The sequence below is a fragment of the Marinobacter flavimaris genome (genome assembly GCF_002933295.1).
In the GTDB taxonomy this organism is placed as follows: Bacteria; Pseudomonadota; Gammaproteobacteria; order Pseudomonadales; family Oleiphilaceae; genus Marinobacter; species Marinobacter flavimaris.
Genome location: NZ_PSSW01000010.1, coordinates 101,398 through 113,801 on the forward strand (window position 1 = coordinate 101,398; position 12,404 = coordinate 113,801).

The following is a 12,404-nucleotide window of genomic DNA, read 5'->3' on the forward strand; positions in this document are numbered from 1 at the left end:
AGTAAAGCACAAAAGACCTCGGGTGACCTACAGCCCTTTGCCTCCGGCTACCACAGCGGAACCGAGAATCTCAGCGAACTCTTTGGGCGCACGGGCAGGCCGCTGGCTTTTCAGATCAACACAGGCGTGAGTGGAAACGGCCCTGACCAAGGTTTTGCCATCCGAGGGACGAACGAGCTGGAACTGCCGTGCAGACCGGAACCGACCATCGTAATCGGTGAGCCAGGTCCCAAGAACCAGTTGATCGCCGGCGTTCGCCGAGGCCAGGTAATCGATTTCCGTTCGGGTAATGGCCATCGCCTTGCCGGTTTTCTCGTGCAATTCCCAGGTCATACCCAGGCTTTCTATGTGGGCCCAACTGACGTCTTCCAGCCACCGTACGTAAACAACGTTGTTGGCGTGCCCAAGCCGATCGGTATCCTCGGGCCGTACCGCTATCTCGATCGTGAAAGGCGCCGGCAGATCCCAGTCAATATCGTGTTGCTGCATCAGTTGCTGTCCCCCAGACCCGGAATGGCCTGCAACGGTAGCCGACCAATACGATCATTGTGAAGTGAACCAAAGTACAGGTTGCCATCGTGAGGATTCACCGAGGTGATTTCCTGCAAATGGGTCCCCCGAGTGTCGTGGAGACTGGTAATAACCTCACCGTCCCGGTCGAACGCAATCACAAGACCATATTCTTGTGGCGCAGGTTTCAGGCTGCTCGGGAGTTTAGCCACCAGATCCTTGAGCCAGGGCCGGGGGTGCATGGCGTCCATCCTCGAATCTCTAAGGGTAGGAAACGCCACCCAGTAGCGCCCCTGATCATCCACCGCGAGGTTATCGGGAAAACCGGGCAGATTGTCGGCAAAGACTTCCGCCTGGCCGGCTTTGGGCCCGTGAATCCAGTATCGAAGGATGCGGTATTTCCAGGTTTCGTTAACCAGCACGTAGTCGCCCTCCGGAGATACCGCAACACCATTGGCAAAATGCAGGTTGGCCAGGAGAACCTCGGCCTTGCCGGTTTTTGGAGAGTAGCGGAGCAGGCGGCCATGGGGACGCATTTCCAGAAGATCCAGCATGTATTCCGGCTGGTGGAACTTGGAGCTGGCGTCGGTGAAATAAATGCGCCCGTCATCGGCGATGTCGACGTCATCGGTGAAGCGGAACAGCGTTCCCTCCGCCTCGCGGGCCAATACGGTGATCTCGCCCTCAGGACTGATAGACAGCAGCCCCCGCCAGGAATCTGCAACGATGAGATTGCCCTGGCTGTCAAACACCATGCCCAGAGGCCGACCATCGGTGGACAACCAGTTTTCAACCCGGCCATCCGGGAACACCCGCACGATGAAGCCATCCTGGGTGCCGGTATAAAGCACGCCATCCTCGCTCACGGCTGTGTCCTCTGGGCCGTATACCTGGCCCCTGGCGATCAGGTCCGCAAGCCTCAGGCGCTCATTTGGCGCAACCTCACCGGTCAGCGGAGGTGGCGATGGCGGGTTCCAGGCTTTGCTGTCGACGGGCGACGGAGTCAGCAGGAAACTGCCAAGCAGCAGGAAGACAACCAGCAAACCCACCATCAGCCATTTCATACACTCTGCCCGCCTGTTGTTATGTCCATTCCGTATGTCAGCGATTGGCCCACCTTAGCAGACGGGCCGGTGAGCAGGAAAATGCCCTACGCAGGGCACCATCATTCATCGGCGCTGAGGAAACGGCGGCACAGGGCAGCAAAGGAGTCGGCTTTCTCAGCGTGCAGCCAGTGGCCGGTCCCCTGGATAATACGCAGCTGTGCCTGCGGGAACAGTCGCTGGATATCATCCCGGTGTTTTTCCTGGATGTAGGCCGAATCCGCGCCCTTCAGAAACAGCACAGGACCATCAAACGGGCCATCACCCTCCGGCGCCCTGGCCAGATGCTCATAGCAGGCATCGATAACCGGCAGATTGAGCCGCCACCGGAACATTGGCCCGCCCTCCTGCTGGTCTTCGCGGGGAATCCGTTCCAGGTTTTTCAGCAGGAACTGGCGAACACCCGGCTCTTCGACAAAATCTGCCATCAGCCTGTCTGCGTCCTGACGGGAACGCACACCGGTCAGATCCATGCTGGTCAACCCTTCCAGAATAGCATCGTGCCGGGGTTTGTAGTTTACCGGGGCAATGTCGGCCACGATCAGTTTTTCCACACGCTCCGGCGCCTGTAGGGCAACCTGCATCGCCACCTTGCCACCCATGGAATGACCCAGCAGGCTCACCTTGTCCAGGGCCTGGGCGTCCATGTAGGCGATGACGTCGGCGGCCATGGCCGGATAGTCCATGGTATCCGTGTGGGGCGAACTCCCGTGGTTGCGCTCGTCCAGTGCGTGAATCTGCCACTGGTCTTCCAGACGGCGGGCGATCCCCCCCAGGTTGTCCAGGGAGCCGAACAGCCCGTGCAGCAGTATCAGGGGCGGGCCTTCGCCGGTAATGCGGTGGTTCAGCGCAACAGTCATGGGCAGTCAGTCTCCGGATTGGTCTGCGTTCTCAGACCGGATACATTACCACTGCCAGTCTTGCGAGCAAGTGCCGGTATTAGCGGTCATTTTCCGTGGACGAAAAAAAGCCGGGCAAAGCCCGGCTTGAAGGTCATAGACGTGACGTCTGAAGGATCAGCAGTAGAAGATGCTGTTCAGATACTCGGCAAGCTCAATCACGTTTTTACGCTCAAGCTCGGTATGAGGTACGAAGATTTCCTGTTCCATAAAACACCTCCTGATTGCTTTTCCATTGCTCCAACCTGATACCCTGATGCTATCGTTAAAGCCACGGGTAACCCTTGACAGGCCGTTGCACCCACTTGACATTTTGTATCAGTCATCATGACAGGTCGTTAACTATCAACGTGACATCTGCCCAATCAGACTCCACCAGCGCACCCCTGGTCGCTGCCTCCAGCACGCTGGCGCTGGTTCACTATCTGGAACGCCAGGGTGTTCTCAATGCGCCACGGGTGGAACAGCTGACCGGGCTGGCCATGTCGGAGCTCACCGACCCGGACCGGCGCGTGCCCGCCGATGCCCATTACCGGCTGTGGGAACACGCCGAGCTGGTAACGGGCGATCCCGCTGTCGGGCTGCACGCCGGAAAAGTGGTGGATCCCGAGCGGATGGGACTGGTCGGGCATGTGTTTTTCAACTGTGACACCCTGGGTGAAGCCGTTACCCAGTACGTGCGCCTGCATCGGCTGATCAACGAGTCGGTATTCCTGAGCTTCGAACAGACCGCCGACCAGGCCATTCTCTGCTGGCAACCGGACATGGCCGAACATTACTGCCGGCAGGATATGGACCGGACCCTGGCTGCGGCCATCACCCGCACCCGCCACTTCATTCATCCGGGCATCCGGGCGGAATGGGTGGAGATCGCCCATCCGGCGCCGGTGTACGCCGACGAGTACGAAAAGCTTCTCGGTGGCCCGGTGCGGTTTGATTGCGGTATTACCCGGCTGGCGTTCAACAGCCGGCATCTGGGGCACCCGATACCACGCCGCAATCCCTACGTGTATTCGGCAGTACTGAAGCAGGTCAATACGCTGCTGGCGAGGCTTCAGAGCCGCCGCTCGTTCGGCCGCAGGATTCGCCGACTGATCTCGAAGCAGATGGCGACCGAAAGAATCGATGCCGACAGCCTTGCCCGGCAATGCCATATGAGCCGCCAGACGCTCTACCGCAAGCTCAAGAAGGAAGGCCTGAGCTTCCATGGCCTGGTTGAGCAGGTTCGCCAGGACAAGGCGCTCAGGTATGTTGCGGCCGACCAGTACGCTCTGGGTGAAATTGCTTTTCTGCTGGGTTTTTCAGAGCTCAGCGCCTTCAGCCGGGCGTTCAAGCGCTGGACCGGCACCTCACCGGCAGAGTACCGGGCAAGGCATCTGGCCACATCGGGGCCCTACGGCCACCAGGCAGATGAGGGAGCGCAATGATGGACGAGCTGTCTCTCGTTGCACTGGTGGTCGGGGCCGTTTACCTGGGCGCATTTGCCTGTATTTACCGTATTCTTCTGACCTATCGGACAACACAGGGTGCCATTGCCTGGGTCATTGCCCTGATCGGCCTGCCCTACCTGGCTGTGCCCATGTTCGTGCTGTTCGGGCGGCATCGGTTTGGCGGCTACGTGAAAGCCCGACGGCTTGGCGACGAATCCCTGACCAATCTGCTGAACCGGTTCGAGCAGCAAACAACCTCCATACCCATCCCCGCCAGCGAACGGTTCACCGACGAACTTCAGGTGCTCTGCCGACTGGGCCGGCAGCCGTTCACCGATGGCAACCGATGTACCCTGCTCAGGGACGGTGAGGCCACGTTCGAGGCCCTGTTCGAAGCCATGGAAGACGCCGAGCACTATATCCTCCTGGAGTTCTACATCGTGCGGTCAGACCGGGTTGGCCGCCGGATCAAGTCAATTCTCGAGCGCAAACTGGCCCAGGGTGTGGAAGTCTGGTTTCTGTATGACGACATTGGCAGCGTCTGGCTGCCGCGCAAGTACCTGAACCAGCTCGCCGCCGCCGGCGCCCGCGTGGCCTCGTTCGGTAACGGCAACATCCGCCGGAGGCGGTTCCAGATCAATTTCCGGAACCACCGGAAACTGCTGGTCTGCGACGGCAAGATCGGCTTTGTGGGTGGCATCAACCTGGGGGACGAATACCTGGGCACTGCCATGGACCAGGAACCCTGGCGCGATACCCACTGCCGGATTGAGGGTCCGGCCGTCACCGGCCTGCAGCTGGCATGGCTGGAAGACTGGAACTGGGCCAGCAACGATTTTCCCAGCCTCGACTGGGCGCCGGTCGACAACCAGCCCGGCGACGACGAGGTGCTGATGCTGCCAACAGGACCCGCGGACAGCTGGGAAACCTGCACACTGTTTTTCCTCAATTGCATCAATAATGCCCGCACCCGGCTCTGGATCGCCTCGCCCTATTTTGTTCCGGATTTCCAGATCATGAACGCCCTTCAGTTGGCGGCGCTTCGGGGCGTGGACGTACGAATCCTGATTCCGGAGAAATCGGACAGCCGCCTGATTGGCCTGGCGGCTTACTCTTACCTCGTCCAGGCCTGCAAGACCGGCATCGGCATCTATCGCTACCAGCCTGGCTTCATGCATCAGAAAGTGATCCTGGTGGATGATCGATACGCGGCGGTGGGAACCGCCAACATGGACAACCGCTCGATGCGACTGAATTTCGAGATCACCGCCATAACCACCGCAAGGCATTTCATCCGGAGTGTGGAATCCATGCTGGAACACGATCTGGACAATTCCCGCCTGATGATCGAGAGCGACTACAAGGATCGGTCGATCCTGTTCCGCCTGTGTTGCCGGGCCGTCCGCCTGCTGGCGCCACTGCTATAGGCCATCCGCCCACTGGCTCCGGAATAGCCGATGTGCGACTATGCCAGGACGATTCAGCCAGTATGCAGTAGCGACAGATCACCATGAATGCCTTCAAGCCCAGAGAAACACTGACCGAACAGGTCGCACGCCACATCGAAAACCTGATTGCCTTTGGCCAGCTGCGCTCCGGTGAACGGATCTACGAGGGCGCCATGGCGAAACAGATGGACGTCAGTCATGGATCCATACGGGAGGGCTTGCTGCTGCTGGAGAAGCGGCATCTGGTCCGCAACGTACCCCGCAAAGGCGCGTTCGTGACTCCGCTGGATGAATACTTCGTTCGCAGCCTGTACGAGACCCTGGAGCTCTACCTCACCCACACCGGTCGCAAGCTGGTGCGTCACTGGCAGCCCGAGGACATGGCCCGGCTGGAGAGCCTGTATGAGCAGATGCAGGCCTGCTACAGGAAAAACGATCTTATGGCGTTTCTGGAGCTGGGCATTGAGTACACCAAGGCATCGCTGGCCTATGCCGACAACTACTTCATTGTCTCTGCCATTGATGACCTCTGGCCTTCGGCAAAGCGCTGTGCCTTCGTCGCCTTCCAGGAAGGAGGCAATCGTGTCATTGAGGACAACCTGTCCCACATGGAACAGTCAATCAGTGCCATCAAGGATCGGGATGAGGATCGCCTGGCAGACATCCTGCACCGCTATGCCCTGCAACAATGCCAGCAGGTTCTCACTGCCATTGAAAAGACCGGCAGCAGAACGGCCTGACGGCACTTAGTAAAAGAGCTGGGTGAACGAGAAACCAATGTTCAGGTAGGCCGTCCAGTTGTCTTCGTTGTTGTAGGCTGCGGCCACCTGAACCGGGCCGAGGAAGGTATCCACGCCGGCGAATACGCTGGACGATTTCACCGAACTGTCCCAGCTCGCCTCATCCAGAGAGGGCCAGGCATTACCCGCCTCGAACCCGGCGCCAACGAACCAGGGCAGCAGCGGGCCGCCAAAGGTCTGGCTGGCATAGGCTGAAACCATTAACGCGTTGTCTCCGGTAATCTCACCCGGCGCGTATGCCGATAGCCGGCGGAATCCACCCAGGCGGACGGCATTTTCAATTCCGGGAGTGCCCCGGGTTACCGCATGGCCGAAGACCAGTCCGGTCAGGGTCAGGCCTTTCCAGCTTCCGGTTCCCAGCGCCAGGCCGGTTACCGAATCGAACTCCCGGTCGGATCCCAGGCCCTCCCGTTCAAAACGTCCACGGAGGCCGGCAAAGCCACCGTCGCGAGGATAGAAAGTATCGTCCAGAGAGTCGTGTACCAGTTGCACGGCCAGCCCACCCTGGTGCACCGACCCCTCCGGCGCTACCGGTTGCCCGATCTGCTCGTCAACCGTCGCATAGCCCCGCGCATAGATCAGGCGAACTTCGGCATTGCCGCCGATTTCCATGCCCAGTGCCAGATCCGCTTTCCGGAAGGTCACATCCACCTCCGTAACGCGGGTTCCGGCGGCATCAAACAGGCTGAAGGTATCCCGGGAGTACTCGCCACCGAGCACCAGAAAACGCTCATAGCCGTAATCCAGCGGCTGATACCACTGGCTGCGAACCCAGGGCTCGGTGCCCAGCTGAACACCGGTCTGCCACTCCCCGCCCAGGGCATTGAGCTCGGTCATTCGAAGGGAAGAGGCAAGATTGAACCGGGTTTCCCCGTCAAAGTTATCCTCATAACTCAAACCGAAAGACAGGTAGTTCGGCCCCCAGCTCTTCTCCTGGACGCGGATGGTCAGAACGGTTCCCTCGGGCAAAGACGAGGTCGAATAGGACACAATCTCGTAATAGCCAAGCCCGTAGATCCGTTTGAGGTCGGCTTCCAGGCGGGCGGTGTCCAGTGGCTCTCCGATTCTCTGCCGGATTCGTTCCTTGAGGAAGTCCCGGGCCAACCGACGACTGTCTTCGATCTCGATGCGTGACACGATACGCGCACCCGCGTCCTGCGCTGACACGCTGTCGCGCCAATCGGCCCAGGCCTTGCGGGATAATGCCAACGGACGCAGTTCGACGCCGTGTTCCCGGGCCGAGCTGGCGCCCAGCTCAAACAGAACCGGCGCATCGTAAAAATCAGCGGAGGTGTAGCCTTCGAGGTCGGGGCGGATCAGAACATCGTCTTCGGCGAGCAGATCCAGCTGCTGGTCGGTGTTCCGACGGGTCATGATGGTTGTGAGTTGACCGACAACGGAAAACGCGCCCCGCAGCTCGTCGGTTTCCATCAGACTGTCGGTAATATCCACTGCGATGATGATGTCGGCGCCCAAATCCCTGGCAACGCTGATGGGCAGGTTGTTGGCGACGCCCCCATCCACCAGCAACTGGCCATCACGTTCCACCGGCGCGTATACCCCGGGAATACTCATGCTGGCACGGATGGCCTCGGAGAGGTTACCGTCACCGATGACCACCTGCTCACCGGTCTCGAGATCGGTGGCAACCGCCCGGAAGGGAATGGGGAGCCGGTCGAAGTCTTCAACCAGGGCGGCGTTGTGGGTCAGCTCGTTGAGGATAAAACCTAGATTCTGCCCGGCAATCAGCCCGCCGCCGACACGCAGGCCATCGGCGCGAACACCGATGCCCGGGACCACCGGAAACCGCCAGTCATCCTGCTTGCGCCGAACCGGCTTGTAGACCCGGCCGGGATCGTCGCGAAAGCTGGAAAGCCAGTCCATCTCGATAAAGCGCTGCTCGATGTCACTGACCGGCATACCACTGGCATACAGGGCACCGACTGCGGAACCCGCGCTGGTGCCCACCACCAGATCAACAGGAACCCGCATTTCCTCCAGAACCCGCAGCACGCCAACATGGGCCATACCCTTGGCGCCGCCGCCACTCAGAACCAGCCCTACCTTGGGACGCTCCTCAGCCGAAGCCAGTGGTGCCAAGAGAATCATGATGACGGCGATCAGTCGAGGGGCATTCCGGCCCCAGGGGTTGCACTGGCTCACAATTGGGTTATTTCCGCTCGGAGGAGTCGTCCGCCAGTGACAGGTGGGATACGTCAGGTATCATCGGCGGCGGCAGGTCACGCTCGACACCCAGATCACTGCCAGCCGGAGCAAGGCTCCACTCGTCCAGATGCTGAAACATCGGTGGCTCCACTTCGGTCTTCTCTGTCAGGTTGACCCCGACCGGATCCAGACTCAGACCGGAGCCGGAAAGTATCGTATCCACCTTCTCGCCCGCCACCGGCAAACGATCGCCAGGCTCGGTTTCAGGAACCCCACGGCGCTGCCCTTCCGCCGGCGGGGCAGAGGGCGCCGGCTGCGGACGGGGCTGACTTGCGGGGGCCGACGGGGCTGGCTGTGGTGCCGCACTGGCAGCAGGCCGGGCGTCAGCCATCGGCTGGACATAAGCTACCATGCCGTGCTTTTTCAACACCGCCCGGTATTTTTCAGCCTGAACCTCTTCCAGCTTGTTGCGAATAACCACCGGCTGACCACTGAACATGCGATCAACCTGATCAAGAGACGCCTTGAACAGGGTTCTGGCATTGTTGCGCGCCGTTTCCAGATCCGTTCCGGGAACGCATTCCCCTTTAAAGACAAGCTGAAACATGCGTTTTCCTCTCTAAGTCCGTCTTACCCACATCATAGTTGATCGTGCACCGGACCGGGAGCCCGAAAGCCCGGTCGTCACTGTATCGAGACTGCAAACAATTGAAAAATTAATGTCACATATCACGCAAAATGCGACAGACTCTGCAATAATCAACGGTAACCAAACTTTACACTTGGTTACAGATTAACCGGAATGTCACCAGGGAGTGGCCTCCAATGACGATCACACGCTCACTTCGCCTCGCTGCCACAGCCCTTTTGCTGTCGGCACCGCTTGTTCATGCCGAAAATCTTGATGTACTCATGAGCCAGGTGTTTCCGGAAGCCCAGGCGACCTATATCGGGTACGAGAGCGTTGAACGACAGGATATCCCCGCCAGCGCGGCGGTCGAGCGCAAATACCTGATTGTGGATTTCCGCCTGGCTTCTAACGACATGGCATCTGAACAGCTTCAGGCCAGCGTGCACAAGGTCTGCATGACTCTGCTGAAAGACCGCGACCTGATCCGCCAACTCTCGGATTCCGGTTACGACATGGTCTCGGTCGCTTTCGACCGTCGCTCGCAGTTCGATTGTCTGTAACCCACCCGGCTCTTACTCTTCGCGGCCGAGCAACTTCGGGAAAGCCTCAAGAGCACTGTTGACCGCGTCCAGGTTGAATGCCTCGACATCCGCAAGCAGCTTCTCCCCGTAACGGGTAACGGAACGTGACCGGAATCGCTGGCCCCAGGCCAGCACCCGGCGTGCAAAGTCTTTCATCTGCTCCGGATCGCCACTCTCTCTCACAGCTTCCCACTCGTCACCGAAATCCGCCGCGAGCTGTTCCCTGAGCCAGCCCCGCTCCTGCATGCTGAGAGTCTGGGCCAGCAGCCGGTCGGATTCCTTGGGAACGCCCTCGTCTTCCGCCTGTTCCACCGTCGCCTCAACCCGGGGCAAGGTCACCGTAAAGACCGAACCGGAACCTTGCTCACTCTCAACTTCCAGCTCACCGCCCATCATACGGGCCAGCTTCCGGCTGATGGCCAACCCGAGACCGGTTCCACCATAGCGCCGCGTATTCTGCCCCTCCTGCTGCTCAAAGGCATCGAAAATACGCTCCACCTGATCCGGCGGGATACCGATACCGCTATCGCTGACCGTGACGATCAACTTGTAATACTGGCGTTCCGGCGCTTCCGGGTTCTGTTCCGCTTCTGCCGACCGCTTCTTGAGCGGCTTCGCGGTTGCCCGAACTGTGACACCACCGTCGTGGGTGAACTTGATGGCGTTGCCGACCAGGTTGAACAGAACCTGCCGAAGACGGGTTTCATCCAGCATCATGGCGCCGGGCATTCGCGAGTCGACACTCACTTCCAGGGTTATGCCCTGCTCCCGGGCCCGCAGATCGAAAATGTGGCGAACATCATCCAGGAGACGACGGACCGATACGGCGGAATAGTCCAACCGCATTTTCCCCGCCTCGATTCGGGACAGGTCCAGAATGTCGTTGATCAGCATCAGCAGACTTCGACTTCCCGCCCGGATGGCGTCCAGGTAATTGCGCTGCTGCGGGTCGGTAACACTGTTGCTGAGCAGATCGCTATAGCCGATCACCGCGTTCATCGGCGTTCGTATTTCGTGGGACATATTGGCCAGGAACTCACTCTTGGCCAGGCTGGCGGCCTCCGCCTCCCGGGCCAACCTCTCGGCTTCGAGCTTGGCGGCCCGCAACTCGTCTTCGCTCCGGCGCAGGGCATTCTCCGACCGGATACGCTCATCCACCTCCCGCGACAACTTGCGGTTCCAGTACAGAAAGATCAGCACGACCAGGATGGCGATCAGCACCACCCGCCGCACTACGGTGTAATCGGTCTCCTGCTCGATATCCAGATGAATCCACCTGTTGTAGATGGATTCTGTCTCGCTGGCTTCGAGGCTGCCCAGCGCCTTGTTCAGCACCCGGTGCAGCTCAGGGTTGTCCTTGCGTACGGCCAGTCGCAGGTCGTACTGGTAGGGAGTAATGCTGGTAATCCTTAGGTTCGACAGTCCCAGCCGGGCGACTGTGTAACTGACCGCCGGAATATGGGTAACCATGACATCCAGGTCGCCGTTGGATAGTGCCAGAAGCCCCTCCTCCACCGTATCCATCGGGTAAAGATCCAGGTTCGGATGATTGATCAACAGGTAATCGTGGGCCGCATGCCGGTTCACCACACCCACCCGTTCCGTGCGGAGTTCCCGGAGATCGCCGATAAAGCGACCGTCGTCCCGGATGGCAAGGGCGATGGGCACGGTCAGATAGGCCCGGGTAAACAGAAATGCCTCTTCGGTGCGCGGCGTCCGGGACAACCCGGGAAGAATATCCACCTCGCCCGAACGCAGCTTTTCTTCAGCATCCATGCGGCTTCCAGCGACAGTGCGCGTAAACCGCACGTTCAGCTCGGTTTCCAGCCGGGTCAGCAAATCTGGAACCAGGCCGGTGGGCCGGCCGTCCTGGGTGTATTCAAACGGCGGCCAGTCCGCGCGAAACGCGACTTTCAGATCCGGATGCTGTTTGAGCCACTCCATATCCGATCCGGACAATTCCAGGCCACTTCGTTCAAGGGACGGCTGATCGGCCTGCAGCCATGACTGGCGGATGGTGCGGTGTTCGTTATGGCCGATTGCGGCAATGGCCTTGTTCAGCACCTGGTAAAGCAGGTCCCGATCGGTATCCACCCGCAACACCACATCTACCGGGCTGTTATCGAGCAGTACCGACAGACCGATCCCATTCACCATCGCCGACTGGAGGTAATCGGACACCACGGGCACCGGCGCCAGAAACGCATCGGCCTGCCCCGAAAGAATCTGGCCGACGGCTTCGCTGACGTTGCTGACCGGCACCGGCGTAAACTCCTCGACGGGGTCCAGCATGGGATACTGGTTGGGGTCACCGGCAATAACCGCAATCCGGCTGCCCTCAAGATCGGCAAGGGTCCGGATAGCCGCATCGCCGGCGCTGACGAACACGCCATAGGTAAGAGACATCAGGGGATCGGTGAAACGCTTGCCGGGCACCACCGGCATCCCCGGCATTCTTGTGGTCAGAACCGCATCGGTTGCCAGCTCACTCCTGACCGGGCCGCTATCCTGCCCGGTCTCGAGGACGATTGGCTCCATGGCGACGCCCAGTTTGTCGGAGAGCCGGGCAAGGTAGTCAATGTAGGTGCCCGCAAGCACGCCATTGCCGGTATCGAAAACCAGCGGCACCTGATCGCTGCGGAGACCGATACGAAACCGGTCCTGCCCTTCCAGCCAGGTCAACTCCTCTTTGCCTAGCACGGGGGCCGGCGATGCTTGCGGCGGTTCCGCCCGCAGGGGGGATTGAAACAGCGCCAACAGGCAGCATAGTAGAAAGGCAAGGGTAACCTTCACTGGATATCCTTAAGGGTTCCGCTACATTTCAGGGAACAATACC

Annotated in this window: 10 protein-coding genes; 4 read left to right on the forward strand and 6 right to left on the reverse strand. The window is 59.8% G+C overall.

From position 1 onward, the window contains the following. Nucleotides 1-27: 27 nt before the first annotated feature. The 3 genes from MDHKLMBL_RS16835 to MDHKLMBL_RS16845 all read right to left on the reverse strand — a co-directional run bounded on the left by MDHKLMBL_RS16835 (nt 28) and on the right by MDHKLMBL_RS16845 (nt 2,473). Nucleotides 28-489, reverse strand: a complete 462-nt coding sequence (locus MDHKLMBL_RS16835; RefSeq protein ID WP_053114174.1) for an acyl-CoA thioesterase — start codon at nt 487-489, stop codon at nt 28-30. Continuing rightward, nucleotides 489-1,574, reverse strand: coding sequence for an SMP-30/gluconolactonase/LRE family protein (locus MDHKLMBL_RS16840; protein ID WP_053114172.1), 1,086 nt, complete (start codon nt 1,572-1,574; stop codon nt 489-491). Before MDHKLMBL_RS16840 ends, MDHKLMBL_RS16835 begins: the two co-directional genes overlap by 1 nt. A 101-nt stretch (nt 1,575-1,675) precedes the next feature. After that, on the reverse strand, nt 1,676-2,473 hold the full coding sequence (locus MDHKLMBL_RS16845) for an alpha/beta fold hydrolase (protein WP_014575867.1): 798 nt from the start codon (nt 2,471-2,473) through the stop codon (nt 1,676-1,678). A gap of 389 nt (nt 2,474-2,862) precedes the next feature. Between MDHKLMBL_RS16845 and MDHKLMBL_RS16850 the strand changes: the two genes are divergently transcribed. From MDHKLMBL_RS16850 to MDHKLMBL_RS16860, 3 genes are all read left to right on the forward strand, one after another. After that, nucleotides 2,863-3,939, forward strand: a complete 1,077-nt coding sequence (locus MDHKLMBL_RS16850; protein ID WP_008173236.1) for an AraC family transcriptional regulator — start codon at nt 2,863-2,865, stop codon at nt 3,937-3,939. Then, complete coding sequence (gene cls, locus MDHKLMBL_RS16855) at nt 3,939-5,369, forward strand: cardiolipin synthase (RefSeq protein ID WP_014575864.1); 1,431 nt, start codon at nt 3,939-3,941, stop codon at nt 5,367-5,369. The genes MDHKLMBL_RS16850 and cls overlap by 1 nt, the downstream gene beginning before the upstream one ends. 83 nt (nt 5,370-5,452) lie before the next feature. Continuing rightward, nucleotides 5,453-6,130 (forward strand): GntR family transcriptional regulator, encoded by a 678-nt coding sequence (locus tag MDHKLMBL_RS16860; RefSeq protein ID WP_008173234.1) that lies wholly within the window; start codon nt 5,453-5,455, stop codon nt 6,128-6,130. Between the two features lie 6 nt (nt 6,131-6,136). Here MDHKLMBL_RS16860 and MDHKLMBL_RS16865 read toward each other — a convergent pair whose 3' ends face one another. Further along, the gene (locus MDHKLMBL_RS16865; RefSeq protein ID WP_053114170.1) at nt 6,137-8,353 is read right to left on the reverse strand and encodes a patatin-like phospholipase family protein; all 2,217 of its coding nucleotides are present in this window, start codon (nt 8,351-8,353) and stop codon (nt 6,137-6,139) included. A gap of 7 nt (nt 8,354-8,360) precedes the next feature. Further along, on the reverse strand, nt 8,361-8,963 hold the full coding sequence (locus tag MDHKLMBL_RS16870) for a hypothetical protein (RefSeq protein WP_008173230.1): 603 nt from the start codon (nt 8,961-8,963) through the stop codon (nt 8,361-8,363). Between the two features lie 218 nt (nt 8,964-9,181). Between MDHKLMBL_RS16870 and MDHKLMBL_RS16875 the strand changes: the two genes are divergently transcribed. Next, entirely contained in the window at nt 9,182-9,547 is a 366-nt protein-coding gene (locus tag MDHKLMBL_RS16875) for a hypothetical protein (RefSeq protein ID WP_008173227.1), read from the forward strand. A 12-nt stretch (nt 9,548-9,559) separates the two neighbouring features. Here the strand turns inward: MDHKLMBL_RS16875 and MDHKLMBL_RS16880 are convergent, their stop codons facing one another. Continuing rightward, nucleotides 9,560-12,361, reverse strand: coding sequence for an ATP-binding protein (locus tag MDHKLMBL_RS16880; protein WP_008173225.1), 2,802 nt, complete (start codon nt 12,359-12,361; stop codon nt 9,560-9,562). Between the last annotated feature and the right edge of the window lie 43 nt (nt 12,362-12,404).

Bases quoted from the DNA above. Each gene is read 5' to 3' on its own strand.
- MDHKLMBL_RS16835 (WP_053114174.1), bottom strand. From the start codon at position 489: ATGCAGCAACACGATATTGACTGGGATCTGCCGGCGCCTTTCACGATC.
- MDHKLMBL_RS16840 (WP_053114172.1), bottom strand. From the start codon at position 1,574: ATGAAATGGCTGATGGTGGGTTTGCTGGTTGTCTTCCTGCTGCTTGGC.
- MDHKLMBL_RS16845 (WP_014575867.1), bottom strand. From the start codon at position 2,473: ATGACTGTTGCGCTGAACCACCGCATTACCGGCGAAGGCCCGCCCCTG.
- cls (WP_014575864.1), top strand. From the start codon at position 3,939: ATGGACGAGCTGTCTCTCGTTGCACTGGTGGTCGGGGCCGTTTACCTG.
- MDHKLMBL_RS16860 (WP_008173234.1), top strand. From the start codon at position 5,453: ATGAATGCCTTCAAGCCCAGAGAAACACTGACCGAACAGGTCGCACGC.
- MDHKLMBL_RS16870 (WP_008173230.1), bottom strand. From the start codon at position 8,963: ATGTTTCAGCTTGTCTTTAAAGGGGAATGCGTTCCCGGAACGGATCTG.
- MDHKLMBL_RS16875 (WP_008173227.1), top strand. From the start codon at position 9,182: ATGACGATCACACGCTCACTTCGCCTCGCTGCCACAGCCCTTTTGCTG.